Genomic DNA, 25,164 nt, shown 5'->3' on the forward strand with positions numbered 1-25,164 from the left:
ACGCTTTAGGTTTGGGGTGTGCTTCGGTCCGACTCACATTATCGCCGTAACCTTCTCTTAACCTTCATGGGCGCAATCCTTAACGCGCTCATAACCAAAGCGATTCGGCGGGGCGGTCGGTTGGTTTGAAGGGGCGGGTCAGCAGGTCGGAAACAGAAAATGTCGCTCTCATTGGTCAAGCCGCAACACACTGAACTGAAGCCCCGCATCGTCGTGTTCGGCGTCGGCGGCGCTGGCGGCAACGCCGTGAACAACATGATCGACGCCGGCCTCGAAGGGGTCGAGTTCGTCGTGGCCAACACCGACGCGCAGCACCTCAGCTTCGCTAAGACCGATCGCCGCATCCAACTGGGCGAGACCATCACCCAAGGCCTGGGCGCCGGGGCCCACCCCGAAGTCGGCATGAACGCCGCCGAGGAATCCGCCGACGAAATCCATCAGCACCTGGAAGGTGCACACATGGTCTTCATCACCTGCGGCATGGGCGGCGGCACCGGCACCGGCGCGGCGCCGGTCATCGCCAAGTGCGCGCGTGATCGCGGCATCCTGACCGTCGGCGTCGTGACCAAGCCCTTCACCTTCGAAGGCCGCCACCGCATGCGTCTGGCCGACGCCGGCGTCGCCGAGCTGCAACGCTATGTCGACACCCTGATCGTCATCCCGAACCAGAACCTGTTCCGCGTCGCCAATGAGCGCACGACCTTTGCCGACGCCTTCGGCATGGCCGATCAGGTCCTGCACTCCGGCGTCCGCTCGATCACCGACCTGATGATACTGCCCGGCCTGATCAACCTGGACTTCGCCGACGTGCGCGCCGTCATGTCCGAGATGGGCAAGGCGATGATGGGCACGGGCGAGGCCACGGGCGACGACCGCGCGCTGCTGGCGGCCCAGAACGCCATCGCCAACCCGCTGTTGGACGAGACCAGCCTGAAGGGCGCCAAGGCGGTTCTGGTGAACATCACCGGCGGTCTGGACATGACCCTGCTGGAAGTCGACGAGGCCGCCAACGCCATCAGTGCAGAAGTGGACGGCGACGCCAACATCATCTTCGGCGCGGCCTTCGACCCGGCCCTGGACGGCAAGATCCGCGTCTCGGTCGTCGCGACCGGCATGGACGAGGGCGAAGTGCGTCGCATCGAACCCATCGCCCCGCCGGCCGCCAGCGCGCCGCTGGCCAGCCATGATGCGCGCCGCTCGGCCGGCGGCCTGTATGGCACACAAGCCTCGCGCGCCCCGGAACCGACCCGCGACGCCTACCGCGAGCCGGTCCGCGCCGAAGCCCCGCGCGCGCCCGAGCCCCGCATCGAGGCGGCGCCGGTCGTGCCGACCTTTCAGGCCCCTGCCGCTCGCGAACCGGAACCGCGCCCCGAGCCGGTGATCCGCGTCGCCGAGCCGCAGCCGCGCACTCTGGACCCCATCGTCGATCCTTGGGTCGAGGAATATGAAACCCGCGCCCCGGCGCCGCAAGGCGATCTCTACGAGCGCGCCGCGCCTGCGGCCCAGCAGCCCCAAGCCGACGATGGTTACGACGATCGTGACCACCGCCGCAGCGGCTGGAGCCTGTTCGGTCGCGGCAAACGCACCCAGCCTCAGCACGATATGTCCTATGCGCCGCAATCGTCGCATTCGGCGCGCGCGTCGGCTCAACCGGTCCAACAGCCAGAACCGGAGGCGGGACAGGCCGATGACGACCTGGAAATCCCATCCTTTCTCCGCCGTCTGGCCAACTAAACATCCCAAATGACGACCAAACGCCCCGGAGCCCGCCTCCGGGGCGTTTCTCGTTTCCGGATGTGTCTCAGACCGAAACAATCCGAAACCGGACTTTGATTTCGCGCTTGCGGCATGACCGCTAAATGAAACCCAGGGCGCAATCCGCACGGCGTGCGGCGCGCAAAGGAAAGAGCGAGTTCAGGTTTGTCGGTCAGAAACGACCATCACGAACGCACCATCGTCGCCCCGGCTATCATCGCCGGGGTCGGGGTGCACACCGGCCGCCGGGTGCGGCTGGCGGTTCGGCCTGCGCCTTCGGGCACGGGCATCGTCTTCGTGCGCACCGACATCACCGACCGCGACAACCGCATTCCGGTGTCGGGCGAGGCGGTGGTTGACGCCCGCCTGAACACCATGATCGAGAACGCAGCCGGCGTTCGTCTATCGACCATCGAACACCTGATGGCCGCCTTCGCCGCCCTGGGCGTGTCGAACGCCGTGGTCGAGGTGGACGGACCGGAGCTGCCGATCCTGGACGGTTCTGCGCTGGAGTTCGTGAAGCTGCTGGATCGGGCCGGTTTCCGACCGCAGCCGACGCCGCAGCGCTACATCGAGATCCTGGAAACGGTCCATGTCGTCGAGGGCGACAAGCATGCGGCCCTGATGCCGTGCGACCGCTACGAGATGCGGTTCGAGATCGACTTCCCGTCGGCCGTGATCGGCAATCAGGTGATCGACTTCGTCGTGGACGAACCGACCTTCCGCAAGGAGATCATGGCCTGCCGCACCTTCGGGTTCGCCCATGAGGTCGAGGCGTTGCGCAAGGCGGGCCTGGCGCGCGGCGGTTCGCTGGAGAACGCCGTGGTCATCGATGGCGACGAAATCCTGAACCCCGGCGGCCTGCGCGTGGAACGCGAGTTCGTGCGGCACAAGGCGCTGGACGCCATCGGCGACCTGTATGTGCTGGGCGCGCCCCTGCTGGGGCGTTACGAAGGCTACAAGGCCGGCCACGCCCTGAACAACAAGCTGGTCCGCGCCCTGCTGGCCGCCCCGCACGCCTGGCGTGAAGTGACCCGCGTGCCGGAACTGGCGCGCGCGGGCTAGGCCCCGATCACCGCAATCAATCGACCGAAGTCCGGCTCGCCGTGCTGGAAAGCGCGGCGGTTCGAATAGAACCGCTCTGCGTCCGCGCAGGTGTCGTGGCCGGTCCAGACGGCCTGACCGATCCCCGCTTGCTGTAGCCGCCACAGGACGAAGCCGGGCAGGTCGAACTGGCGTTTGTCGTCGGTCTCTCCCGGGTGGAAGAAGCGGTCGCTGCCAGGATCGTGGTGGGTGAAGCGATCTTCGAAATCGACGCCGACTTCATAGCTCGCGGGTGCGATGCACGGGCCGACGACAGCGACCATCCGCCGAGGCTCGGCGCCCAGGGCCTGCATGGCGGAAATGGCGGAGTGGATGACGCCGCCCAGCGCGCCCTTCCAGCCGGCGTGGACGGCGGCGACGATGCGCGTCTCCGGATCGGCCATCAGGATCGGCGCGCAGTCGGCGGTCAGGACCGAACACAGCAGGCCGGGCTCGGCCGAGACGACGGCGTCGCCCTCCGGCCGGTCGCCATGCCAGGGGCCTTCGGCCACACGCGCAACGGCGGAATGGATCTGGTAACAGCCGTTCAGGTGGTCGGGGTCGGCGTTGAAATGGCCCGCGACACGCCGGCGGTTTTCGGCGACGGCGGCCGGGTCGTCCTTGGAGCCGACGCCGGCGTTCAGCCCTTCATAGAGGCCGGTCGAGACGCCGCCCGCGCGGGTGAAGAAGCCGTGGGCGATGCCGGCGGCGGTCAGAAGCGGGTGGGTGATGGGGGCGAGATCGCTCATGCCCCCACCTATATCAGGCGTCCCAGCCGGGCACGACCAGGGATCGAGGGGCGAAGATGGCGGCGGCCTTGAACAGGGTTCCCATCTGGTCGTCGCCGGTCAGCCGATCTAGCTGACGCGCGATGACTTCTGACGCGGCGGGGCGGCCGGCTTTCAGCGCCTCGGCGCGGGCCTCGATGCCCAGCCGGCGCAGGAACTCGCCTTGGGGCAGGCTGCCGGTGACGTCGGCGCCGGTTCGCACCGCGCCTTCCAGCACTAGGGGAAAGTCGGCCCATTGGGTCAGGTCGGCTTCGCCGGGCGTGGCGAGGGGATCCACCTTCTGATGACGACGCAGGGCCTGGAGCGTGTCTCCGGCCTCGGGCCGGGCGCGGCCATAGTCGATCAGCAGGGCGGCGCCCGAGGCGGCCTTCATCAGCAGGCCGAGGTCGCGGCCGAAGACCGCCTGCTGGTCCGAAATTTCGAGAATGCCGCCCGGCGCGATTTCGAAGTCTGGCTTCTGAAAACCGCCGGATATGGCGGTCAGGCCGAACATCAGGTCGCCATCGTCTGTGACGCCGACGCGGCGCTCGGCCCAGCCGCCGTCGGTGCGGACGAATTGGCGCGCAGGCATGCAGTCCAGCACTTCGTTGGCGATCAGGATGACCGGCGCGTCGGTCTCGATCGCCGTCAGGCTGCGGACCCAGCGCGGCGACAGGTCGGCCCCGGCCAGGGCCTTGGCCTGGAGATCGCGCAAGGGGGCGCTGGGTTCGATCAGGATCAGATCGCAGGCTTCGAGAAAACCTGGGACCAGACGGGCGGCGCGCAAGGCGTCGCTCATCAATGTGCCGTCGCCGGGGCCGACCTCGACCAGGCGGAACCGCTCGGGCGCGCCCAGCCGGTTCCAGGTTTCGACCGCCCACAGGCCGATCAGTTCGCCGAACATCTGGCTGACCAGGGGCGCGGTGATGAAGTCGCCACGCGCGCCCAGATCCGGACGCGACGCATAGTAGCCGCCCTTGGGATCATGCAGGCAGCGGGTGACGTAGTCGGCGACCGTCATCGGGCCCGTCAGGGCGATCTCGCGCGCCAGACGGGCTTTCAGGGTTTCGGCCTGGCTCATGCCTCAGCGGCGGCCGGCGGACGCTTCCACGCGCGCCAGATCAGCCAGGCGCCGACCAGGATCATCGGGATCGACAGCATCATTCCCATGGTCAGGCCGAACGGGAAATCCGGCATGCCGATATCCGGCTCGCGCACATTCTCCAGCGCCGCACGGCAGACGCCATAGCCCACCAGGAACAGGCCGGTGATATAGCCGGGCTTCTTCAGCAGGCCGAACTTCCAGATCGCAATGGACAGGATCGAGAAGAGAACGATCCCCTCAAGACCCGCCTCATAGAGCTGGCTGGGGTGGCGGGGCGCATCGCCGGCGGGGCAGAAGCCGTACATCTGTTCGATGCGGGCGTTGCAGAAGCGCACGGCCCAGGGGACGGTCGTCTCGCGGCCCCACAGCTCGCCATTGATGAAGTTGGCCAGGCGGCCGAACATCAGGCCGATCGGCACGACGGGCGCGACCAGATCGCCGAGGCGCAGCATGTCGATCTTCTGCGACCGGGCATAGAGGACGATGGCCAGGCAGACCCCCAGGAAGCCGCCGTGGAAGCTCATGCCGCCGGTCCACAGCTGGAACAGTTCGAACCGCTCCCCCAGCGTCTGGCCGGTGAACAGCTGGCCGTACATGGCCGGCTTGTAGAAGAGGGCGTAGCCGAGGCGGCCGCCCAGGATGATGCCCAGCACGATCCACAGCACCAGATCGTCCAGTTGCGTCGTGGTGACAGGCGGCTTGCCGGGCGCCCACAGCCGCTGGGTCTTGGCCAGACGGGCGGCGTACCACCAGCCCAGCACGATGCCGGCGACATAGGCCAGGGCGTACCAGCGGATCGGAAGCGGTCCGATGTGAATCAGGACCGGATCGAATTCGGGAAAGGGCAAGGGGCGTTCCTGTGCGGGACTGTCTTTGACAGCGGTTTAGCAAGCGTCGCCGCCGTCGTCGCCTGTGAAGACGCATCACGACGCCTTGATGGCGCCCGCGAAGCAGCAGAAAGAAAGGTTTCGTTCACCATAGTCGGTGAACCTTCGTTAACGACGTTGAGGTCGGAGCCGCCATGCAGACCCGCAATCCCATTCTGGACGAGTTCGCCAAGCTGACGACCGGCGCCATGGGCCTGGCGCAGGCCGCAGGCGAAGAGGCCAAGACCGCCTGGCGCGCCCAGGCCGACCGGATCGCCGCCGAAATGGACCTGGTCCGTCGCGACGAGTTCGATGTTCTGAAGAACGAGATCGCCGCTCTGCGCGCCGAGCTCGCAGAGCTGAAGGCCGTCCAAAAGCCGGCTGCAAAGCCCGTGAAGGGAACGTCCACAGATGGAACTCAACCCGCGGACGCAGCCGGTTGAGCCGAATCTGCGAACAGGCTTACCGTTCTGTTAACGCCCGCGATTCTCGCGGACGCAGCGTGAAAGACACTTGATGGACATCGCCCGGCCCGAGGAAGTGGACGTGCCCTTCGACCCGCTTGAGGTCGTCGAGCATGTGCTCACGGCCGAGAACCTTCCGTTCGACCGCACCGACGACGGCGACCTCGCCTTTGCGCTGGCCGGCGACTGGAAGGACTATGAGCTGTGGTTCGCCTGGCGTCCCGAGGGCGACTGTCTTCAGCTGTGCTGTGCGCTGGATCTGAAGGTGGCCAAGAGCCGCAAGACGGCCGCCTATGAACTGGTCGGCCTGATCAACCAGCGCACCTGGATGGGCCATTTCGAGGTCTGGGCCGAGGACGGCGAGATCGTCTTCCGCCATTCGCTGGCCTTGCCGATGGGCGAGCGCCCGACCTTGGCCCAGGCGGCGTCGATGATCGACGCGGCCATCGAGGCTTCGGATCGCTACTATCCCGCCTTCGACTTCATGGTGCGCGGGAACAAGAAGCCGCAGGAGGCTATCGACGCCTGCCTGTTCGAGACCGTCGGCACCGCCTGATGCCAAGCGCGGCATCTGTGCCGGGTCCCGTTGTCCTGGTCGGCTGCGGCCGCCTGGGGTCCGCCATTCTGGAAGGCTGGCTGCTGACCGGGACGGTGGCGGCGCCCGATCTGATCATTCTCAGCCCGTCAGAAAAGCCGGCTGCCGAAACGGCGCGGACCAAGGGCGCGCGGATCAATCCGCCGCTGGAGGCTTTGACCGAGGCGGCGGTCATTGTGCTGGCGGTGAAACCGGCGATGTGGCGCGAGGTGATGGCTCCGCTGGCGCCGTTCGTGAACGACCGGGCCGTCATTCTATCGGTCATGGCAGGCGTGACTGCGCCGACCTTGGCCGAAGGCCTGGGAGGCTGGCCGATCGTTCGGGTGATGCCGACGACCGGTGTGTCGCGCGGGCGCGGCGTGGCCTCTGTCTGGTCGGCGGACCCACGCGCCCAAGACGTCGGGCGGGCGTTGTTCGAGCCGATGGCCGAGACGGTCGTGCTGGCTGACGAGGCGCTGATGGATGCGGCGACGGCGGTGGCCGGATCGGGCGCAGCCTATTTCTACGCCTTCACCGACGCGCTGGCGCGGGCCGGGGAGGCGGCGGGTCTGGATGCGGCGACGGCGGATGTGCTGGCGCGCGCGACGTTGAGGTCCGCAGCCGACTCCATGGGCGACGATGCGCTGGAGACCCTGATCGGCCGCATCGCCTCGCCCGGCGGCTCGACCCGCGCCGGACTTGACGCCATGGCGAAGGACGGCCGCCTGACTGCGATGTTGAATGAAACGGTCGCGGCGGCGGTTAGACGCAACCGCGAGATGGGCTAGAAGCGTCCGCGCTCGATCTGATCGCCGAAGCGCTCGAACGCGCGGTTGGCGTCACGCCAGACGCTGTAGCCCCAGACGTCGTTGATGCTGGGCGTGAAGTAGGAATAGTCCACGGGCCGCGTCACGCCGTCCGCCATCACGATCTCGCCCTTGATGGCCGCGCCGCCGACGGACACGCTGCGGATCGGGTCGAGGCCCGGCGTCTGACGGACCTGTTCGAAGGTCGGCCGGTTCGGCTTCAGATCGACCAGGACCAGATTGGCGGTCGCGCCCGGATAACGCTGGGCCAAGGCCTTGCCCACCTCGGCCTGAAGGCCGGCGATCTGTTCGTTGACCTCGCGGTCACCGAGCTTTTCGACCTCGCGCTGAAGCTGCGGCCCGACCGTGACGTTTACCGTCGGCGCTTGGGCCTGAGCCATGGCGGCGACGGCGAGCGTCGCGGCCAGCGGTGCAAAGAAGGCGAGTTTACGCATCAAAATCATCTCCAAGCCCTGTCGCCCTCAAGATGATCCTTGCAGCGTCGTTTCGCCAGACCCTGCTGACGAAAGCTTCAAAGGCTTAGGCGGACTCGGCGACGGTGACCGCGCCGGGGATGCGGATGGTCGCTTTCAATCCGCCCAGTTCGCTGCGATCCAGGGTGACGTCGCCCCCGTGGCCGCGCGCCACATCGCGCGCGATGGCCAGGCCCAGACCGACGCCCTTGCGGTTCTGGTTGCGGGACTCGTCCAGGCGCGAGAAGGGCCGGAAGGCCTCGTCATACATGGCTTCGGGAATGCCGGGCCCGTCGTCCTCGACGATGATCTCCAGCCCGCCGGACGCTAGGGCGCGGCCCGACAGCCGCACATGCTCGCCGTGAGAGGCGGCGTTGCCGGCCAGGTTCACCAGGGCGCGCTTGAAGGCGAGGGGGCGAACCGAGGCGGTCAGGCCCTCGGCGACGACCACCTCGACCTCGGCGCCAGCGCGCTTCGCATCCTCGCCGGCCGCCTTCAGGAGGTCGGAAATCGACACCGGCTTAGGCGGCTCTCCCGCCTCGCCGCGGGCGAAGTCGAGGTATTCGTCGATCATATGCTCCATCTCGTCCAGGTCGCCCCGCATCGCCGACTGGCGCTTGAACGGCGGAGCCAGAGCCAGTTCGAGGCGTAGACGGGTCAGGGGGGTGCGCAGGTCGTGGCTGACCGAGGCGAGCAGGGCGGTGCGCTGATCGATGTGGCGCTGGATGCGGTCGCGCATGGCCATGAAGGCGACGGCGGCGGCGCGGACCTCGCGCGCGCCATGCGGCTTGAACCGGGGCACGGTTTCGCCACGCCCGAAGGCCTCGGCGGCGTCGGCCAGACGCTCGATGGCGCGGACCTGATTGCGGATGAACAGGATGGCCACGCCCATCAACAGAACGGTCGCCACCGCCAGCCACAGGACGAAGATATGGGCTTGGGTCGCCACCGCGCGCTCGCGCGGGGCGATGATGCGCAGCACGCCTTGCGGCTCCTGCACCTGGATGTCGACGTAGGCGGGATAGCGGGTGGTGTCGAACCAGTACGGGCGGTCCAGACGCGCATCCAGGGCCTTGTCCAGCACACGGTCCACCACGCCGATGGCGCCGCGGCGTTCTTCGGTCGGAAGGGTGCGCCCATCCTGAAGCACGATGGACAGGGACATCGACCGCTCGGCGCGATTGGCCAGCTTGTCCAGGTTCGCCGGGCTGGGGTCGTCCTCATAGCTCTCGACGGCCCAGGCGATGTCGCCGGCCAGACCTTCGGACAGGCGCGCGGTCACCGTCTGCCAATGGGCGTCGAAGAAAACCCAGGTCACCGCCATCTGCATGACCAGCACCGGCAGGACGATGATCAGCAGCGACCGGCCCCACAGCGAGGTCGGCAGGCGCCGCTTCAGGAATCGCGGCCACAGATAGGCGGGCAGAAGCCGCATCGGTTCAGTCGGGAGCCAGCATATAGCCGACGCCGCGCACCGTCTGGAGATAGCGCGGGTTCTTGGGGTCGACTTCCAGCTTGCGGCGCAGGCGCGTCACCTGCACGTCCACGGCGCGGCCGGTGATGTCGGCTGTGTCCGGCGACAGGCTCATCCGCTCGACCGGGGCATGGGCGTGGAGCGCCAGGGTCTTGAGCAACTGAGCTTCGGCCTCGGTCAGGCGCTGGGGCGCGCCGTCACGGCTCAACTCCAGCCGTTCCATGTCGAAGACGGCGGTGCCCAGCTTGATCTCCTTGGGACCGATCGGTTTGCCGCCGGTGCGACGCAGGATGGCGTCGATCCGCAGCACCAGTTCGCGCGGCTCGAAGGGCTTGGACATATAGTCATCGGCGCCGCGCGACAGGCCCTCGATCCGGTCCTCGGCGTCTCCGCGCGCGGTCAGCAGCAGGACCGGCGTCTTGGACAGTTCGGCCTTGTTGCGGACCCAGCTGGTCAGGTCCAGGCCGCTTTCGCCTGGCATCATGACGTCCAGCACGACCAGATCGAACTCGATCAGCTCCATCATCCGCTTGGCGGCGGCCGCGTGCGCGGCGCCCGTCACGCGATAGCCTTCGCGCGCCAAGAATTCCTTCAGCAGTTCGCGGATGCGATCGTCGTCATCGACGATCAGCAGATGGCGGCCGACGCCGGGGCCGGCGATGGGGCCGGAGCGGCCATGCGAACGCGATTCCGTCATGCTCATGCGACGTTTCCCCCGCTTGCGGCGTTGACCTGAGCGATTCGTGCGGCTCTAAGACCGTCAGTTTCGCGGGAGACGTATTTCAATGGCCTTCGTTCCTTTCGACGATCGTGACGGCTTCATCTGGGTGAATGGCGATTTCGTCCCCTGGAGGGAAGCGAAAACGCACGTTCTGACCCATGCCCTTCACTATGGCTCGTCGGTCTTTGAGGGTGAGCGTATGTACGGCGGCGAAATCTTCAAGCTGACGCAACATTCCGAGCGCCTGAAGCGGTCCGCCAACCTGCTCGATTTCGAGATACCCTACAGCGTCGCTGAAATCGACGCCTTCTGTAAGGAAACCTGCGCCAAGAATGGTCTGACGGACTGCTATGTGCGTCCCGTCGCCTTCCTCGGCCCGGAACAGACCAGCGTTTCGGCTCTGAACAACAAGGTCCATCTGGCGATCGCCGTGTGGGACTGGCCCAGCTATTTCGACCCCGAGGTCAAGGCGCGCGGCCTGCGCCTGGAATGGTCCAAGTGGCGTCGTCCCGATCCGGCGACGGCCCCGACGACAGCCAAGGCGGCGGGTCTGTACATGATCTGCACCATGTCCAAGAACGCCGCCGAGCGCCGCGGTTTCGCCGACGCCCTGATGCTGGACTGGCGCGGCTATGTCGCCGAGGCGACCGGCGCCAACGTCTTCTTCGTCAAGGACGGCGTCATCCACACGCCGAACGTCGAGCACATTCTGGACGGCATCACCCGCCAGACCGTGATCGAGATCGCCCGCGAGAAAGGCATCGAGGTCGTGGTGCGCGAGATTAAGCCGGAAGAGCTGTCGGACTTCACCGAATGCTTCCTGACCGGCACGGCCGTCGAGGTGACCCCGGTCGCCGAGGTCGGCGAATACCGCTTCACCCCCGGCGCCCTGTCGCTGGACCTGATGGATCACTACGGCAAGCTGGTGCGCGGCCAGCTGTAAGCCGAGGCGCGACGACAGGATGAGGGCGGTCCCTTAAGGGGCCGCCCTTTTTCGTTTCGCTTGCCAGCCGCGTCACTTTGTCCTTGAAGCGAATAGAAACCGGCAGGCGCGCCGAGTGCGGGGATCGTTTTTCATGTTCAGCCTCCTGAACCTCCAGAGCCTTCTGGGTCTGGTCGTCATCGTCGCGGTCTGCTGGGCGATCTCGGAGAACCGCAAGGCCTTCCCCTGGCGGCTGACGATCGGCGCGATCCTGGTGCAGGCCGGGCTGGTGCTGGCCCTGTTCGCCATTCCGGGCTCGCAGGCGGTGCTGGCCGCGGTGACGGGCGCGGTGGATGGTCTGGCGGTGGCGACGACCGAGGGAACGAAGTTCGTCTTCGGCTATCTGGCCGGCGGGGACCAACCCTATACGGTCTCGAACCAGGGCGCGCTGTTCACCTTCGCCTTCCAGGTTCTGCCGCTGATCCTGGTGATTTCCGCCCTGTCGGCCCTGCTGTGGCACTGGAAGATCCTGAAGTGGATCACCCTGGGCTTTGGCTTCCTGTTCCAGAAGACGATGGGTCTGGGCGGCGCCTCGGCCCTGGCGGTCGCGGCCAACATCTTCCTGGGCATGATTGAAAGCCCGATCGTGATCCGCGCCTATCTGGACAAGCTGACTCGGTCCGAGATCTTCCTGATGATGGTGGTGGGCCTGGCGACGGTCGCCGGTTCGACCATGGTGGCCTATGCGACCATCCTGTCGCCGGTGCTGCCCAATGCGGCGGGCCACGTGCTGGTGGCCTCGATCGTTTCGGCGCCGGCCGGCGTGCTGCTGGCGCGCATCATCATCCCCGAGAAAGAAGGTATGGGCGGCGCGGTCGCCGACTATGACTCGGCCCTGAAATACGACAGCGCCATCGACGCCATCGTCAAAGGCACGTCCGACGGCCTGATGGTCGTGCTGAACATCTCGGCGGTGCTGATCGTGTTCGTGGCCCTGGTCGCCCTGGTCAACGTGATGCTGGGCGGGTTTGTGGTGTTCGACGCACCCCTGACCGTCGAGCGGATGCTGGGCTGGATCTTCGCGCCGATCGCCTGGCTGATCGGGGTCGAGTGGAAGGACGCCGACGTCGCCGGCTGGCTGCTGGGCGTCAAACTGACCCTGACCGAGTTCGTCGCCTTCATCGACCTGGGCAAGGTGCCGGCCGCAGACATGACCGAGCGCACGCGCATGCTGATGACCTACGCCCTGTGCGGCTTCGCCAATATCGGCTCGGTCGGCATCACCGTCACTGGCCTGTCGGTCCTGATGCCCGAACGCCGCGAAGAGGTGCTGGGCATGGTCTGGAAAGGCCTGTTCGCCGGCTTTCTGGCCACCTTGATGACCGCGGCCATCGTCGGCGCCATGCCCAGCGTCGTCTTCGGCTAGGACACGCTCAGCGCGGCGTGAATTTGCGGATGACGCCGGAGAAGGTCATCAGCAGGCGCTCGCCGGTATTGATCTGACCCCGCACGAAGATCAGGCTCTTGCCCGCTTTGGTGACTTGGCCGGTGGCCTCGATCAGTTCGCCGACATAGCCCCCGTCGATGAAGGTGGAGTCTAGTTGGACCGTGACGCCCGAGGCGCCCTCCATCTCCTGATAGGCGATCTGGAACATGGCGATATCGGCGAAGGTCATCAGGCAGCCGCCGTGCATTCGCCCGCCTGCGTTCATATGCTTCTGCTCGGCGCGGAAGGCGCAGCGCATGTGCCCGTCGGGATCCGGCTTGCCGTAGAAGGGGCCGACCACCGTGTCGAAGGTGTCGTGCAGATCATAGGTCTGCCAGCCGGCGAACTCGCCTTCGGTGATGGTGATTTTCTTGGGCATGCAGACTCGGCCTTACTTCTGGGCGTGCGTTGCAGCATATAGGCGCAATGAGCGACCCGATCGAAACCGCAATCCTGAACAAAATCGCCGCGCTTGAGCCCGGCAAGAGCATTGAGCCGGCGGAAGTGGCTAAAGAGCTACAGCCCGAGCAGTGGCAGCGCATGCTGCCCAAGGTTCGCGCGGCCGCTCTGGGCTTGATGCGCCAGGGCAAGCTGACCATCACCAAGAAGGGAAAGGCGATCGATCCGGACAATTTCCGTGGCGTCACACGCCTGCGTCAGGCGACCGAGGAAGAAACGGCCCTGGCGTTGAGCCGCCGTCCGCCGGTCGCCGAGGGCGATGACGACTGATCTCCAGGATATCCTGAACGACATCCGCGCCTGTCGCGCCTGCGCGGGCGTCCTGCCGCACACCCCGCGCCCGGTGGTGCGGGTCTTTCCCGAAACGCGGCTGCTGATCTGCGGCCAGGCGCCGGGGCGACGCGTCCATGAGAGCGGCCTGCCGTTCACGGATCCCTCAGGCGATCGTCTTCGTGACTGGATGGGCGTGGATTATGAGACTTTCTACGCCGACCCGCGCATCGGGGTGGCGGCCCAGGCCTTCTGCTATCCGGGCACTGCGCCAAAGGGTGGCGACTATCCGCCGCCGACACGCTGCGCGGAACTGTGGCGACCGCAATTGCTGGACGCCCTGCCGCAGATGGAGCTGACCCTGCTGGTCGGCGGCTATGCGCAGGCGTGGGCGCTGGGCGACAGGGCCAAACGGACCATGACCGAAACGGTGCGGGCGTGGCGTGAGTATGCGCCGGACTTGCTGGTGCTGCCGCATCCGTCGTGGCGCAATACGGCCTGGCTGAAAAAGAATCCGTGGTTCGAGACGGAGGTGCTTCCCTATCTGCGGGAACGCGTTCGGCGCATTCTGACTTCTGCAAATCCGGCGGCCGTTCGCTCCTGCGAGACGGACTTGCCGGTGGTATCGTGAGCGCTGCTTGGGACACATGGCCTTGATCGCCTCCAGACTTACGCCGCTGGCCGCCGCTTTCGTTCTGTCGGCCTGCGGCGCGCCCCACATTCAGCCGCCGTTGACGCCGCCGCCGGGCTTTGTCGGCGCCCATGTCGAGGATCGCGCCCTGGTCATGTCGGACGGCGCGCGCCTGCCGTATCTGCACTGGGGGCCAAAGGATGGGGCACCTTGGGCGGTGATCGTGGCCCTGCACGGCATGAACGATCACGACGCCAGCTTCCGCTTGGCCGGACCCTGGTGGGCCGAGCAGGGGATCGAGACCTGGTCCTACGACCAGCGTGGCTTCGGCGGGGCGCCGGGGCGGGGCGAGTGGGCGGGGCAGCAGCGGATGACCGATGATCTGCGCGAGATCACCGCCATGGCCCGCGCCCGCTATCCCCATGCCGTCATCGCCGTTGTGGGCGAGAGCATGGGCGGGTCTGTGACGGCGGCGGCTTTCGGCTCCGATAATCCCCCGGATGCGGACCGGATCGTGCTGCTGGCCCCCGGCGTGTGGGGCTGGTCGACGCAAGGACCGTTGAACAGCACAGCGCTGAACATCGCAGCGCGGGCGCTGGGCGACGTGGCGCTGGAACCGCCTGAGTTCATCACCCGCGACATCCACGCCTCATCCAATACGCTGGAGCTCATCCGCAACGGGCGCGATCCGAGGAGCATCCTCGCAACCCGGTTCGACACGGTCTATGGGCTGGTCGATCTGATGGAGGCCTCGTCGCGCAGCCTGGGCCGCATCCGGGGCGACGCCATCCTGATGTACGGCGCCCACGACGAGGTGGTGAAGAAGGGGCCGATGAAGCTGGCGCTGGAGCGTGCCGAGCGGGAGGGCGGGACGCTGCGGACCGCCTGGTATCCGAACGGCTGGCATCTGCTGAACCGCGATCTGGACGCCGAGATCGTCTATCGTGACGTCGTCTCGTGGTTGAGAGACCCGAAAGCCCCCTTGCCGTCCCGTGCGCCGGCGGTCTTGCCGCAGCTTCAGGCGGGCGGGGCGCGCCCTTAAGCGGGTCTTAACGCGACGTTTACCATCCAGGCGGCATTTTCTGCCTAGCGGGGCGTTCGTGTCTCCCGCGAGTACGGGGGCGGGGACGCGTGGGCGGCTTCACAGCGGCGTTGCAGAAGTTCGGGATCGGCCGTCTGGCTGCGGTCCTCGGCGTCGCCGCGGGCGTGGCCGCCGTGCTGGTCGCCATCATGCTGCGCATGGGCCAGGCGCCGGACGCGCTTCTCTATTCCAACCTGGATCTGCGCGAAGCCAGCGAGATCACCGCCGCCCTGGACCAGGCCGGCATCAAATATTCGTCCAAGGGCGACGGCTCGACCATCATGGTCAACCGCGACGAGGTCGGCACGGCGCGGATGCTGGTCGCGGGCAAGGGTTTGGTCACGTCCGGATCGGTTGGTTACGAGTTGTTCGACAGCCAGTCGGTGCTGGGCCAGACCGAGTTCCAGCAGCAGTTGAACGAACAGCGCGCCCTGCAAGGCGAACTGTCGCGCACCATCATGTCCATGCGCGGCATCACGGCAGCCCGCGTGCACATCACCATGCCGCGCCGCGAGATGTTCACCTCGGCCGCCGGCGAACCGACCGCCGCCGTTCTGGTGGGGTTAGGCGGGCGTGACCTGACCAGCGATCAGGTGCGGGCGATCCGCAACCTGGTGGCCTCGTCTGTGCCGAACCTGAAGCCCGACCGCGTCACCGTGGCGGACCAGACGAACCGCACCCTAGCGGCCGGCAGCGACGACGGAACCTTCACCTCGGCCTCCGCCGCCGAGGCCAAGGGCAATACCGAGAGCCAGCTTCAGGCCCGCATCAAGGATATCGTCGAAGGCGTCGTCGGCGCCGGCGCCGCCCGTGTTCAGGTGACGGCCGACATCGACCAGAGCCGCGCCACAACGCAGGAAGAGAAGTTCGATCCCGATGGTCAGGTCGTCCGCTCGACGACGACCAACGGCTCGCAATCCGCAGACAACAGCGCCCAGCCCGACGGCGGCGTGACTGCGACGAACAACATCCCCGGCGGGGCTGCGCCCGGCGCGACGCCGGCCGGTTCGACCAACTCGGAAAACGCCGAGACGACCAACTACGAAATCTCCAAGACCACCACGACCACGACCAAGGAGCCGGGCGAGGTGAAGAAGCTGGCCGTCGCCGTCGCGGTCGACGGCAAGTGGACGCCGGCCAAGGACGGCAAGGGCGAGCCGACCTATGCGCCGCGCACGGCCGAGGAGATCGCCCAGATCAAGTCGCTGGTCGCCGCCGCCGCCGGCATCGACGAGGCACGCGGCGACAAGATCGAGGTCATCAACGTCCGCTTCAATCACGACACCGGCATCGAGGGCGGTCTGGACGGCAAGTCGTCGCTGCTGGACTTCTCCAAGAACGACATCATGCGTTTCGTCGAACTGGGCATCCTGACGGTCGTCGCCTTTCTGCTGATCTTCTTCGTGCTGCGTCCTCTGCTGAAGACGGCGGCCGGCGGCGGGGCCAATTTGCCGGCGCTGGCGGGCGCCAACGGCGTGCCGGTCACGACCGTGGCGACCACGGTGATCGGCCCGGACGGCCAACCTCAGCTGGTGCAGCTGCCGGCGCCCAGCGAGATGGAACAGAAGATCGACATCGCCCGCATCGAGGGCCAGGTGAAGGCGTCGTCGGTCAAGAAGGTCGCCGACTTCGTTCAGTCGCATCCCGATGATGCGGCCGGCATTCTGCGGTCCTGGGTGGCCGAAGGCTGATGGCGAAGCTGGTCAACAAGAAGGCATCGATCGACGATCCCAACAAGCTGTCGGGACCGGAGAAGGCCGCCGTCATCCTGCTGGCGTTGGGCGAAGAGCATACCGCCCTGTGGGAGCGGCTGGACGACGACGAGGTCAAGGAAATCTCCCAGGCCATGGCGACCCTGGGCAACGTCAGCGCCGAGGCCGTCGAGGCCCTGATGATCGAGTTCGTCTCGGGCCTGTCCGGTTCGGGCTCGGTCATGGGCAGCTACGAGCAGACTCAAAAGCTGCTGGCCGCCTTCCTGCCCAAGGATCGCGTCGATGGCCTGATGGAAGAGATCCGGGGTCCGGCTGGTCGCACCATGTGGGACAAGCTGGGCAATGTGAACGAGGCTGTTCTCGCCAACTATCTGAAGAACGAATACCCCCAGACCGTCGCCGTCATCCTGTCCAAGGTGCGTTCGGACCACGCCGCCCGCGTCCTGACCAGCCTGCCGGAAGACTTCGCCCTGGAATGTGTTCAGCGGATGCTGCGCATGGAGCCCGTGCAGCGCGAAATCCTGGACAAGATCGAGGCCACTCTGCGCACCGAGTTTATGTCCAACTTGGCGCGGACCTCCAAGCGCGACAGCCACGAGATGATGGCGGACATCTTCAACAGCTTCGACCGCCAGACCGAGGCCCGCTTCATCGGCGCGCTGGAAGAGCGTAATCGCGAGTCGGCCGAACGCATTCGCGCCCTGATGTTCGTCTTCGAAGACCTGTCCAAGCTGGACCCGGGCGGGGTGCAGACCCTGCTGCGCGCCGTGGACAAGGATTCGCTGGGCCTGGCGATGAAGGGCGCGTCGGAAGGGCTGCGCGAGATGTTCTTCTCCAACATGTCCGAACGCGCGTCCAAGATCATGCGCGAGGACATGGAGTCGATGGGTCCGGTGCGTCTGAAGGACGTGGACGCCGCCCAGATGGCCATGGTCCAGGTCGCCAAGGATCTGGCCGCCAAGGGCGACATCATGCTGGCCGGTCAGGGCGCCGACGACGAGTTGATCTACTGACATGACTCAGTCCCCTGAAATTCGACGCCTCTTCGCCTTCGACACCGAGTTCGACGCGGACGGCACGGTCGTGCGCCCCGGCGCCTGGACGCCGGCCAAACGCTCCTATCTGCCGGCCGAGGTCGAGGCCTTGGTCGCGCAAGGGCGTCTGGAAGCGCGCGAGCAGGCGCTCAGCGAGGTCGAGAACATCCGCGCCATGGCCCTGAGCAACATCGCCCAGGCTGTGGCCTCGGCCATGCCGACCCTGAAGGCTGTGGCCCAGGCGCACCGGGAACAGGCTGCTGACCTGGCCCTGGCTGCTGCGCGCACCATCGCCGGGGCCGCTCTGGACCGGTTTCCGCATGCGCCGCTGAAAGCGGCGTTGGAACTGTTGGCGCAGGAGATCGACGCCTCGCCACGCCTGGTCGTTCGCGCTTCGGGCCTGGATGACGAGGCGCGCGGCCTGATCGAGCGCGCCTGCGCCGACAGCGGCTTCACTGGCGTGGTCGCCTTCCGCGACGAACCGGGCATGTCCCAGGCCGCCTTCCAGCTGGAATGGGCCGACGGCCGCGCCGATCACGATCCGCAAGGCTCGGCCGACCGCGTCGCCGAAGCCCTGACCGCCGCTCTGGCCGCCGAGGCCGGACACGCCGAAACCCTTCCCGTCGACAGGAGCATGTTCTGATGGCATCCGACGACCTGGCGCTGGAGGAATTCTCCGGCCTTTCGGGCCTGCCGCCCCTGGACGACAGCGGCGAAAAGAGCGCCGCTGATCTGGCCACTGTCTTCGACGTGCCGGTCAACATCTCGGCGGTTCTGGGCAAGTCCCACATGTCGGTGGCTCAACTGCTGAAGCTGAACAAGGGCTCGGTGCTGGAGCTGGACCGCAAGGTCGGAGAGGCGATCGACATCTTCGTCAACAACCGCCTGATCGCGCGCGGCGAGGTCGTCGTCGTCGACGACCGGCTGGGCGTGACCATGACGGAAATCATCAAGACCGAGGACTCGGGCGCCTGATTGGCGACCGGCTTTAGAGATTAGAGGAGAAGAACGATGCGTCTTCTGGTGGTAGGCAGACTGAGCGGCCAGCTCGCTTCGGCAGTGAAGATGGCCATGGCGCACGGCGCCAAGGTCAATCACGTCGAGCGCGCCGACCAGGCGACCGAGCAACTGCGCCGGGGGCAGGGCGCCGACCTGCTGATGGTCGACTATCAGCTGGACATCGCCGCCCTGATCGCCGCCAACGAGGCCGAGCGGATCACCATTCCGGTCGTGGCCTTCGGCGTCGACGCCGATGCGCGAGAGGCGGCCGCCGCCATCAAGGCCGGCGCCAAGGAGTTCATTCCGCTTCCGCCGGACGCCGAACTGATCGCCGCCGTCCTGTCGGCCGTCGCCGACGACGAAAAGCCGATGATTTCGGCCGACCCGTCGATGAAGGCGGTGCTGCAGCTGGCCGACCAGGTTGCGCGCTCGGAGGCCTCGATCCTGATCACCGGCGAAAGCGGCGTCGGCAAAGAGGTGATGGCGCGCTATCTGCACGAGCATTCGCGCCGGTCCGAGCGCCCCTTCATCAGCGTCAACTGCGCCGCCATTCCCGACAATCTGCTGGAATCCGAACTGTTCGGTCACGAGAAGGGGGCCTTCACCGGCGCCGTCGCGCGCCGCATCGGCAAGTTCGAAGAGGCTGACGGCGGCACGCTTCTGCTGGACGAAATCTCCGAGATGGACGCCCGGCTTCAGGCCAAGCTGCTGCGCGCCATCCAGGAGCGCGTCATCGACCGCGTCGGCGGCTCCAAGCCGGTCTCGGTCAATATCCGCATCATCGCCACCTCGAACCGCGATCTGTCCAAGGCCGTGGCGGAGGGCACGTTCCGCGAGGACCTGCTGTATCGCCTGAACGTGGTGAACCTGCGCCTGCCGTCCTTGCGCGAGCGGCCCGGCGACATCGTGGTTCTGGCGGACCATTTCATCAAGAAATACGCCGCCGCCAACGGCGTGCCGGTGCGTCCGATCTCGGCCGCCGCGCGTCAGGCTATTTCGGCCCATCGCTGGCCGGGCAACGTCCGCGAGCTGGAAAACGCCATGCACCGCGCGGTGCTGCTGGCCACCGGCCCCGAGATCGACGTCGACGCCATCCGCCTGCCGGACGGTCAGCCGCTAGGCGGCATGGGCGCAGGGATGATGGCGGGACAGGCCTATGAGGCGCCGCAAGCCGGCGTCGCCGCCCGCGCCGCCCAGGCGGCCGACGCCGTGACCCGCAGCTTCGTCGGCCAGACCGTGGCGGCGATGGAAAAGACGCTGATCCTGGACACCCTGACCCACTGCCTGGGCAATCGCACCCATGCGGCCAACATCCTGGGCATCTCGATCCGCACCCTGCGCAATAAGTTGAACGAATACGCCGATGAGGGCACGGCCATTCCGGCGCCGATGAGCGGCGTCTCCGCCTCGGGCTACGCGGCCTGAACCCATGCGCGCACCCGTGGAGCGCCGATGCGTCCTGACGGGGCTGGCCGCCTTGAGCGCGGTCGGCTGTTCGCCGCGCGCGGAATCACGCCCTGCCGCGCCTGCTCCTGTGTCAGACGAGGTCATTGACCTGTCCGACCTGGAAACGCGCAATGGCGGCCGCCTCGGCTTCGTCGTTCAGGACGTGGCGACGGGCCGTAAGCTGGTTTGGCGCGGCGACGAACGCTTCGTCTATTGCTCGACCTTCAAGATGTATCTGGCCGCCGCGACCCTGTTGCGGGTGCAGGCCGGGCAGGAGCGACTGGACCGCCGCATCCCGATCACGGCGACGGACATGATCAACCACGCGCCGGTCACCGAGCCCGCCGTCGGCGCCAGCCTGACAGTCGAGCAGTTGATGAAGGGCGCGGTGGAAGTCAGCGACAACCCCGCCGCCAATCTGTTGCTGAAGGCCATGGGCGGCCCGTCGGCGATGCAGACCTTCTATCGCGGCATCGGCGACGACAGCACCCGCTCGGACCGTTTCGAGCCGGAGATGAATCGCCTGGACGGCGACAAGGACACCATCCTTCCCAACCAGTCGGTCGCCAATCTCCAGCGTCTCTTTATCGATCCGGCCTCGCCCCTGACCGCAGCGTCACGCGCCCTGTTGCAGCAGTGGATGACCGATACGCCCACGGGTCAGAATCGTCTTAGGGCTGGGACGCCTGCGGACTGGCGGGTGGCGCACAAGACGGGGACGGGGGGCTATGGGCCGACCAATGACATCGGCCTTTTGTATCCGCCGAATGGCCAACCCGTGATCGTCGCCGCCTATTACCACGCCACCCGGGCGACGTCTGACGACGCCAATGCGGCCGTGATCGCCGAGGCGACCCGTCGCGCACTGAAGGTGTTGGGTCGTGGCTGATGCGCCGATCCTGATGAAGGACGGCATGGCGCGCCCCACGGGGCGCGACGTGATCGGCTGGCTGAACCGCGGCGAAGTCCTGATGGCGGTGGGCGTGATCGGCGTGATCATGCTGCTGATCCTGCCGGTGCCCAAATTCCTGCTGGATCTGCTGCTGGCCTTCTCGCTGGTGTCCAGCGTGCTGATCCTGATGACCGCCGTGATGATGAAGCGGCCGCTGGACTTCGCCATCTTCCCGACGGTGCTGCTGGTCTCGACCCTGTTCCGGCTGGGCCTGAACCTGGCCTCCACGCGCCTGATCCTGACCCACGGCCAGGAAGGTCACGAGGCGGCCGGTCAGGTCATCAACGCCTTCGGTCAGCTGATGATGGGCGGCAACTTCATCATTGGGGTGATCATCTTTGCGATCATTCTGGTGGTGAACTTCGTCGTCATCACCAAGGGTTCGACCCGGATCGCCGAAGTGTCCGCCCGCTTCACCCTGGATTCCATGCCGGGCAAGCAGATGGCCATCGACGCCGATCTGTCCTCGGGCCTGATCACCGAGGATCAGGCCAAGCTGCGCCGCAAGGAGCTGGAGCAGGAATCAACCTTCTTCGGCGCCATGGACGGCGCCTCCAAATTCGTGCGCGGCGACGCCGTCGCCGGGCTGATCATCACCTTCATCAACGCCATCGGCGGCATACTGATCGGCACGCTGCAACACGGCATGCCGGCGATGGAGGCCGCCAACACCTATGTGCAACTGACCATCGGCGATGGTCTGGTGACGCAGGTGCCGGCCATCATCATCTCGATCGCCGCCGGCTTCCTGGTGTCCAAGGCGGGCGTCGAGGGCACGGCGGACAAGGCGATGGTGACGCAACTGGCGACCAATCCGGTGTCGCTGGGCGTGGTCTCGGGCGCGGCTGGTCTGATCGGCCTGATCCCCGGCATGCCGCTGATCCCGTTCGCAGCCCTGGCGATCGGCTCGGGCTTCATGGCCTGGCGACTGGGCCGCAATCGCTTGAAGCCTCAGCCGACAGAGGCGGAGATCGCGGCGGCGGCCGCGGCCGCAAAGCCCAAGGAAGACGTCGAAGAGCCGATCGCCAATGTGCTCACCATCGACGAGGTGAAGATCGAACTCGGCTATTCGCTGCTCAGCCTGATCAACGATCTCGAAGGGCGCCGACTGACCGATCAGATTCGCGCCCTGCGCCGGTCGCTGGCCCAGGAATACGGTTTCGTCATTCCCCAGGTGCGCATCCTCGACAATATGCGCCTGCCGACGCAGGGCTACGCCATCCGTATCAAGGAGATGGAAACGGGCGCGGGCGAGGTGCGGCTGGGCCACCTGATGGCGATGGATCCGGCGGGGCGCCAGGTCGAGCTTCCGGGCGAGCATATGCGCGAACCCGCCTTTGGTTTGCCGGCGACCTGGATCGAGGAAGGTCTGCGCGAGGAGGCGACGTTCCGGGGCTACACCCTGGTCGATCCGTCAACGGTCCTGACGACTCATCTGACCGAGATCCTGAAAGACAATATGGCCGATCTGCTGTCCTATGCAGAGGTGCAGAAGCTGCTGAAGGAACTGGGCGCCGAAGAGAAGAAGCTGGTCGAAGAACTGGTGCCTAGCGTGGTCACCGTCACGACGCTGCAGCGGGTGTTGCAGTCGCTGTTGCGGGAAAAGGTGTCGATTCGCGACCTGCCGGCGATCCTGGAAGGTTTGGCCGAGGCCGCCCCGCACAGTTCCAGCGTCACGACCCTGGTCGAACACGTCCGTGCGCGCCTGGGCCGCCAACTGTGCTGGCAGAACAAGGACGGCGAAGGGGCCCTGCCCATCGTCACCCTGTCGCCGGAATGGGAAAACGCCTTCGCCGAAAGCCTGATCGGCAACGGCGAGGACAAGCAGCTGGCCATGGCCCCGTCGCGCCTTCAGGATTTCATTCGCGCCGTGCGCGACACCTTCGAGCGGATCGCCATGACGGGCGAGAACCCGGTGCTGCTCACCGGCCCGATGACGCGGCCCTATGTGCGATCGATCATCGAACGCTTCCGCGGCCAGACCGTCGTGATGAGCCAGAACGAGATCCACCCCAAGGCCCGGTTGCGGACCTTGGGCCAGGTCTGATCCCGTCGACTTGGCAGTTTGACGTTTGACGCGGCGACGCACCCCGCTAAAGCTCCGCCGTCATGAGTCCGAACCCTCGATCCCAATGGTCGCGCCTGCGCGACTTCATGCGTACGCCGTCGTTGGCCCGGTCCATGTCGGCGATGCTGGTCCTGGTGTTCGGGCTGCTGATCCTGGTCAATGCGACGACGTTCGTGATGATCCAGCGCACGGCGTCAGTGAACCAGAGCATTGAACACGCTCAGCAGATGCGCCGGGCGGCGCGCACCACCTTGATCGCCATGCTGAACGCCGAGACGGCCCAGCGGGGTTTTCTGCTGACCGGACGCAGCGACTTTCTCGAACCCTATCGAAACGCGCGGGCGGATATGGCGCCGGCGTTGGCCTTCCTGGACGAGGGGGCGGCGCTGGACCCGACGCTGAAGTCGACCGTCGAACCTATTCATCGACTGGCCGATCGCAAATGGGCCGAGATGGAGCGCACCGTTTCGCTGGCTCAGCAGGGACGGATCGGTCAGTCGATTCAGGCCGTGCGCTCAGGCGACGGCAAGCGCTATATGGACGAGCTGCGCGCGGCCGTGGACACATTCGACGCGCTCAAGTCGAAGCGGATCGAAGATCGACGCGTCGCGTCGGAACGGTTCGGCGTCCTGACCGTGGTCATGAACGCCATCGCAGGACTTTTGGTCATCGTCTTGGCGCTGCTGTCAGCCTGGCTGGTGCGGCGCTACGTGGCCGAGATCCAATCCGCCCGTGCCACCCTGGACGCCGCCAACGCCAGCCTTGAGGACAAGGTCCGCGAGCGCACCGGCGACCTGATGCGCGCCAACGAAGAGATTCAGCGCTTCGCCTATATCGTCAGTCACGACCTGCGTGCGCCGCTGGTCAATGTGATGGGCTACACCTCCGAACTGGAGCAGGCGGGCAAGATCGTCGACAAGGCGATCTATGAGGCCGAGAAGACGCGTGTGGTCGATGCCGAGATCGTGACCGCCGTGCGCGAGGAAATGCCCGAAGCCATCGGCTTCATCCGCGCCTCAACCGAGAAGATGGACCGGCTGATCAACGCCATCCTGAAGCTGTCGCGCGAAGGGCGTCGCAACCTGCTCCCAGAGCCGCTGGACATGACGACGATGGCCCAGAACATCGCCAACAGCGTTCACCACCAGACCGAAGCCTCTGGCGCGCGCATCGAGGTGCAGTCGCTACCGGAGATCGAGAGCGATCGCATCTCGATGGAGCAGATCGTCGGCAATCTGATCGACAACGCCGTCAAATATCTGGATCACGACCGACCGGGCGAGATCGTCGTATCGGGCGAGGACGTGCCGGGCGGCTGGGTCGTCTACCGGATCGCGGACAACGGTCGGGGCATCGCGCCGCGCGACCACGAGCGGATCTTCGAACTGTTCCGTCGTTCCGGAAAACAGGACCGTTCGGGCGAAGGTTTGGGGCTGGCGTTCGTCAGAAACAGCGTGCGCCGCCTGGGCGGCACGATCGACGTGGAGTCCGAGCTGGGTAAAGGCTCGACTTTCCTGCTCAAATTCCCCAAACGACTGATCCTGTCTGAACCCGGAGGCGCGCTGTGACGCAACCCGTCAAAATCATCATGGTCGAAGACGACCACGGCCACGCCAAACTGATCGAAAAGAACATCCGCCGGGCCAACATCAACAACGAGATCAAGCATTTCGACGACGGCGGTTCGGCGCTCGATTATCTGTTCAGCGATGAAATCCTCACCAATGGTCCGCTGCTGATCCTGCTGGACCTCAACCTGCCGGATATGTCGGGTACGGATATTCTGGAAAAGGTGAAGGCCAACGAGCGCCTTCGCCGCGCGCCGGTGGTGGTGCTGACGACGACCGACGACAAGGTCGAGATCCAGCGCTGCTATGACCTGGGCTGCAACGTCTACATCACCAAGCCGGTGGATTATGAATCCTTCGCCGGCGCCATCCGTCAGCTGGGCCTGTTCCTGTCGGTGATCCAGGCGCCGGAGATCTGACGATCGACGCGTCCCAGCCCATCCGCCTG

The 25,164-nt window shown here is 66.3% G+C and carries 26 protein-coding genes; 19 read left to right on the forward strand and 7 right to left on the reverse strand.

Translation table 11 applies throughout. The features are described from left to right. The first annotated feature begins 159 nt into the window (after positions 1 to 159). Positions 160 to 1,734: a cell division protein FtsZ gene (gene ftsZ, locus HF680_RS00490; RefSeq protein ID WP_185223740.1), complete on the forward strand. Its 1,575-nt coding sequence runs from the start codon at positions 160 to 162 to the stop codon at positions 1,732 to 1,734. A gap of 186 nt (positions 1,735 to 1,920) precedes the next feature. After that, positions 1,921 to 2,820: a UDP-3-O-acyl-N-acetylglucosamine deacetylase gene (gene lpxC, locus HF680_RS00495; RefSeq protein ID WP_185223741.1), complete on the forward strand. Its 900-nt coding sequence runs from the start codon at positions 1,921 to 1,923 to the stop codon at positions 2,818 to 2,820. On the opposite strand, the gene pgeF is transcribed toward lpxC, so the two are convergent. The 3 genes from pgeF to lgt are packed head-to-tail and all read right to left on the reverse strand — an operon-like array spanning position 2,817 to position 5,558. Continuing rightward, complete coding sequence (gene pgeF / locus HF680_RS00500; RefSeq protein WP_185223742.1) at positions 2,817 to 3,587, reverse strand: peptidoglycan editing factor PgeF; 771 nt, start codon at positions 3,585 to 3,587, stop codon at positions 2,817 to 2,819. The genes lpxC and pgeF overlap by 4 nt on opposite strands. Positions 3,588 to 3,600: 13 nt before the next feature. Then, positions 3,601 to 4,686, reverse strand: coding sequence for a class I SAM-dependent methyltransferase (locus HF680_RS00505; RefSeq protein ID WP_185223743.1), 1,086 nt, complete (start codon positions 4,684 to 4,686; stop codon positions 3,601 to 3,603). Next, complete coding sequence (gene lgt / locus HF680_RS00510; protein WP_185223744.1) at positions 4,683 to 5,558, reverse strand: prolipoprotein diacylglyceryl transferase; 876 nt, start codon at positions 5,556 to 5,558, stop codon at positions 4,683 to 4,685. Before lgt ends, HF680_RS00505 begins: the two co-directional genes overlap by 4 nt. 173 nt (positions 5,559 to 5,731) lie before the next feature. Between lgt and HF680_RS00515 the strand changes: the two genes are divergently transcribed. The 3 genes from HF680_RS00515 to HF680_RS00525 all read left to right on the forward strand — a co-directional run bounded on the left by HF680_RS00515 (position 5,732) and on the right by HF680_RS00525 (position 7,402). Further along, the gene (locus tag HF680_RS00515; RefSeq protein ID WP_185223745.1) at positions 5,732 to 6,019 is read left to right on the forward strand and encodes an accessory factor UbiK family protein; all 288 of its coding nucleotides are present in this window, start codon (positions 5,732 to 5,734) and stop codon (positions 6,017 to 6,019) included. A gap of 73 nt (positions 6,020 to 6,092) precedes the next feature. Next, on the forward strand, positions 6,093 to 6,596 hold the full coding sequence (locus HF680_RS00520) for a type III secretion system chaperone family protein (RefSeq protein ID WP_017504503.1): 504 nt from the start codon (positions 6,093 to 6,095) through the stop codon (positions 6,594 to 6,596). 17 nt (positions 6,597 to 6,613) lie between these two features. Then, positions 6,614 to 7,402, forward strand: coding sequence for a pyrroline-5-carboxylate reductase family protein (locus HF680_RS00525; protein ID WP_317133972.1), 789 nt, complete (start codon positions 6,614 to 6,616; stop codon positions 7,400 to 7,402). Here the strand turns inward: HF680_RS00525 and HF680_RS00530 are convergent. The 3 genes from HF680_RS00530 to HF680_RS00540 all read right to left on the reverse strand — a co-directional run bounded on the left by HF680_RS00530 (position 7,399) and on the right by HF680_RS00540 (position 10,064). Then, positions 7,399 to 7,875, reverse strand: coding sequence for a hypothetical protein (locus HF680_RS00530; RefSeq protein WP_055754198.1), 477 nt, complete (start codon positions 7,873 to 7,875; stop codon positions 7,399 to 7,401). The genes HF680_RS00525 and HF680_RS00530 overlap by 4 nt on opposite strands. An 85-nt stretch (positions 7,876 to 7,960) precedes the next feature. After that, positions 7,961 to 9,328, reverse strand: a complete 1,368-nt coding sequence (locus tag HF680_RS00535) for an ATP-binding protein (protein WP_066626393.1) — start codon at positions 9,326 to 9,328, stop codon at positions 7,961 to 7,963. A 4-nt stretch (positions 9,329 to 9,332) separates the two neighbouring features. Then, positions 9,333 to 10,064: a response regulator gene (locus HF680_RS00540; protein WP_369796268.1), complete on the reverse strand. Its 732-nt coding sequence runs from the start codon at positions 10,062 to 10,064 to the stop codon at positions 9,333 to 9,335. An 88-nt stretch (positions 10,065 to 10,152) separates the two neighbouring features. Between HF680_RS00540 and HF680_RS00545 the strand changes: the two genes are divergently transcribed. Together HF680_RS00545 and HF680_RS00550 are read left to right on the forward strand one after the other, a co-directional pair. Next, a complete protein-coding gene (locus tag HF680_RS00545; protein ID WP_039246906.1) occupies positions 10,153 to 11,031 on the forward strand; it encodes a branched-chain amino acid aminotransferase in 879 nt (292 codons plus the stop codon). Positions 11,032 to 11,164: 133 nt separating this feature from the next. Continuing rightward, a complete protein-coding gene (locus HF680_RS00550; protein ID WP_045810404.1) occupies positions 11,165 to 12,436 on the forward strand; it encodes a NupC/NupG family nucleoside CNT transporter in 1,272 nt (423 codons plus the stop codon). A gap of 7 nt (positions 12,437 to 12,443) precedes the next feature. On the opposite strand, the gene HF680_RS00555 is transcribed toward HF680_RS00550, so the two are convergent. Then, positions 12,444 to 12,875 (reverse strand): PaaI family thioesterase, encoded by a 432-nt coding sequence (locus HF680_RS00555; protein WP_039246907.1) that lies wholly within the window; start codon positions 12,873 to 12,875, stop codon positions 12,444 to 12,446. Positions 12,876 to 12,922: 47 nt separating this feature from the next. Here HF680_RS00555 and HF680_RS00560 point away from each other — a divergent pair, with 47 nt between their 5' ends. From HF680_RS00560 to HF680_RS00615, 12 genes are all read left to right on the forward strand, one after another. Then, complete coding sequence (locus HF680_RS00560) at positions 12,923 to 13,225, forward strand: DUF3253 domain-containing protein (protein ID WP_185223747.1); 303 nt, start codon at positions 12,923 to 12,925, stop codon at positions 13,223 to 13,225. After that, positions 13,215 to 13,856: a uracil-DNA glycosylase family protein gene (locus HF680_RS00565; protein ID WP_185223748.1), complete on the forward strand. Its 642-nt coding sequence runs from the start codon at positions 13,215 to 13,217 to the stop codon at positions 13,854 to 13,856. Before HF680_RS00560 ends, HF680_RS00565 begins: the two co-directional genes overlap by 11 nt. A 16-nt stretch (positions 13,857 to 13,872) precedes the next feature. Continuing rightward, positions 13,873 to 14,898 carry an alpha/beta fold hydrolase gene (locus HF680_RS00570; protein WP_185223749.1) on the forward strand — a complete coding sequence of 342 codons (1,026 nt, stop codon included), beginning with the start codon at positions 13,873 to 13,875 and terminating at the stop codon, positions 14,896 to 14,898. Positions 14,899 to 14,987: 89 nt separating this feature from the next. After that, complete coding sequence (gene fliF, locus HF680_RS00575; protein ID WP_185223750.1) at positions 14,988 to 16,628, forward strand: flagellar basal-body MS-ring/collar protein FliF; 1,641 nt, start codon at positions 14,988 to 14,990, stop codon at positions 16,626 to 16,628. After that, the gene (gene fliG, locus HF680_RS00580; RefSeq protein WP_039246914.1) at positions 16,628 to 17,662 is read left to right on the forward strand and encodes a flagellar motor switch protein FliG; all 1,035 of its coding nucleotides are present in this window, start codon (positions 16,628 to 16,630) and stop codon (positions 17,660 to 17,662) included. The genes fliF and fliG overlap by 1 nt, the downstream gene beginning before the upstream one ends. Before the next feature lies 1 nt (position 17,663). After that, positions 17,664 to 18,326 (forward strand): FliH/SctL family protein, encoded by a 663-nt coding sequence (locus HF680_RS00585; protein ID WP_185223751.1) that lies wholly within the window; start codon positions 17,664 to 17,666, stop codon positions 18,324 to 18,326. Then, positions 18,326 to 18,658: a flagellar motor switch protein FliN gene (gene fliN / locus HF680_RS00590; protein ID WP_039246916.1), complete on the forward strand. Its 333-nt coding sequence runs from the start codon at positions 18,326 to 18,328 to the stop codon at positions 18,656 to 18,658. Before HF680_RS00585 ends, fliN begins: the two co-directional genes overlap by 1 nt. 36 nt (positions 18,659 to 18,694) lie before the next feature. Then, the gene (flbD, locus tag HF680_RS00595; RefSeq protein ID WP_185223752.1) at positions 18,695 to 20,107 is read left to right on the forward strand and encodes a sigma-54-dependent transcriptional regulator FlbD; all 1,413 of its coding nucleotides are present in this window, start codon (positions 18,695 to 18,697) and stop codon (positions 20,105 to 20,107) included. 4 nt (positions 20,108 to 20,111) lie between these two features. Beyond that, positions 20,112 to 21,017: a class A beta-lactamase gene (gene bla, locus HF680_RS00600; protein WP_185223753.1), complete on the forward strand. Its 906-nt coding sequence runs from the start codon at positions 20,112 to 20,114 to the stop codon at positions 21,015 to 21,017. 13 nt (positions 21,018 to 21,030) lie between these two features. Next, positions 21,031 to 23,127 carry a flagellar biosynthesis protein FlhA gene (flhA, locus tag HF680_RS00605; protein WP_185224286.1) on the forward strand — a complete coding sequence of 699 codons (2,097 nt, stop codon included), beginning with the start codon at positions 21,031 to 21,033 and terminating at the stop codon, positions 23,125 to 23,127. A 107-nt stretch (positions 23,128 to 23,234) separates the two neighbouring features. Beyond that, positions 23,235 to 24,716 carry a sensor histidine kinase gene (locus HF680_RS00610; protein ID WP_185224287.1) on the forward strand — a complete coding sequence of 494 codons (1,482 nt, stop codon included), beginning with the start codon at positions 23,235 to 23,237 and terminating at the stop codon, positions 24,714 to 24,716. Next, positions 24,713 to 25,135 carry a response regulator gene (locus HF680_RS00615; RefSeq protein WP_231576585.1) on the forward strand — a complete coding sequence of 141 codons (423 nt, stop codon included), beginning with the start codon at positions 24,713 to 24,715 and terminating at the stop codon, positions 25,133 to 25,135. The genes HF680_RS00610 and HF680_RS00615 overlap by 4 nt, the downstream gene beginning before the upstream one ends. The last annotated feature ends 29 nt before the right edge of the window (positions 25,136 to 25,164 follow it).

Origin of the sequence: Brevundimonas huaxiensis, from assembly GCF_014218725.1 — a bacterium.
Lineage (GTDB): Bacteria > Pseudomonadota > Alphaproteobacteria > Caulobacterales > Caulobacteraceae > Brevundimonas > Brevundimonas huaxiensis.

Bases quoted from the DNA above. Each gene is read 5' to 3' on its own strand.
- pgeF (WP_185223742.1), bottom strand. From the start codon at position 3,587: ATGAGCGATCTCGCCCCCATCACCCACCCGCTTCTGACCGCCGCCGGC.
- ftsZ (WP_185223740.1), top strand. From the start codon at position 160: ATGTCGCTCTCATTGGTCAAGCCGCAACACACTGAACTGAAGCCCCGC.
- HF680_RS00610 (WP_185224287.1), top strand. From the start codon at position 23,235: ATGCGTACGCCGTCGTTGGCCCGGTCCATGTCGGCGATGCTGGTCCTG.
- HF680_RS00585 (WP_185223751.1), top strand. From the start codon at position 17,664: ATGACTCAGTCCCCTGAAATTCGACGCCTCTTCGCCTTCGACACCGAG.
- flbD (WP_185223752.1), top strand. From the start codon at position 18,695: ATGCGTCTTCTGGTGGTAGGCAGACTGAGCGGCCAGCTCGCTTCGGCA.
- HF680_RS00545 (WP_039246906.1), top strand. From the start codon at position 10,153: ATGGCCTTCGTTCCTTTCGACGATCGTGACGGCTTCATCTGGGTGAAT.
- fliG (WP_039246914.1), top strand. From the start codon at position 16,628: ATGGCGAAGCTGGTCAACAAGAAGGCATCGATCGACGATCCCAACAAG.
- bla (WP_185223753.1), top strand. From the start codon at position 20,112: ATGCGCGCACCCGTGGAGCGCCGATGCGTCCTGACGGGGCTGGCCGCC.
- HF680_RS00570 (WP_185223749.1), top strand. From the start codon at position 13,873: ATGGCCTTGATCGCCTCCAGACTTACGCCGCTGGCCGCCGCTTTCGTT.
- flhA (WP_185224286.1), top strand. From the start codon at position 21,031: ATGAAGGACGGCATGGCGCGCCCCACGGGGCGCGACGTGATCGGCTGG.
- HF680_RS00555 (WP_039246907.1), bottom strand. From the start codon at position 12,875: ATGCCCAAGAAAATCACCATCACCGAAGGCGAGTTCGCCGGCTGGCAG.
- HF680_RS00550 (WP_045810404.1), top strand. From the start codon at position 11,165: ATGTTCAGCCTCCTGAACCTCCAGAGCCTTCTGGGTCTGGTCGTCATC.
- HF680_RS00515 (WP_185223745.1), top strand. From the start codon at position 5,732: ATGCAGACCCGCAATCCCATTCTGGACGAGTTCGCCAAGCTGACGACC.
- HF680_RS00535 (WP_066626393.1), bottom strand. From the start codon at position 9,328: ATGCGGCTTCTGCCCGCCTATCTGTGGCCGCGATTCCTGAAGCGGCGC.
- HF680_RS00540 (WP_369796268.1), bottom strand. From the start codon at position 10,064: ATGACGGAATCGCGTTCGCATGGCCGCTCCGGCCCCATCGCCGGCCCC.
- HF680_RS00505 (WP_185223743.1), bottom strand. From the start codon at position 4,686: ATGAGCCAGGCCGAAACCCTGAAAGCCCGTCTGGCGCGCGAGATCGCC.
- HF680_RS00560 (WP_185223747.1), top strand. From the start codon at position 12,923: ATGAGCGACCCGATCGAAACCGCAATCCTGAACAAAATCGCCGCGCTT.
- HF680_RS00530 (WP_055754198.1), bottom strand. From the start codon at position 7,875: ATGCGTAAACTCGCCTTCTTTGCACCGCTGGCCGCGACGCTCGCCGTC.
- fliN (WP_039246916.1), top strand. From the start codon at position 18,326: ATGGCATCCGACGACCTGGCGCTGGAGGAATTCTCCGGCCTTTCGGGC.
- HF680_RS00565 (WP_185223748.1), top strand. From the start codon at position 13,215: ATGACGACTGATCTCCAGGATATCCTGAACGACATCCGCGCCTGTCGC.
- HF680_RS00520 (WP_017504503.1), top strand. From the start codon at position 6,093: ATGGACATCGCCCGGCCCGAGGAAGTGGACGTGCCCTTCGACCCGCTT.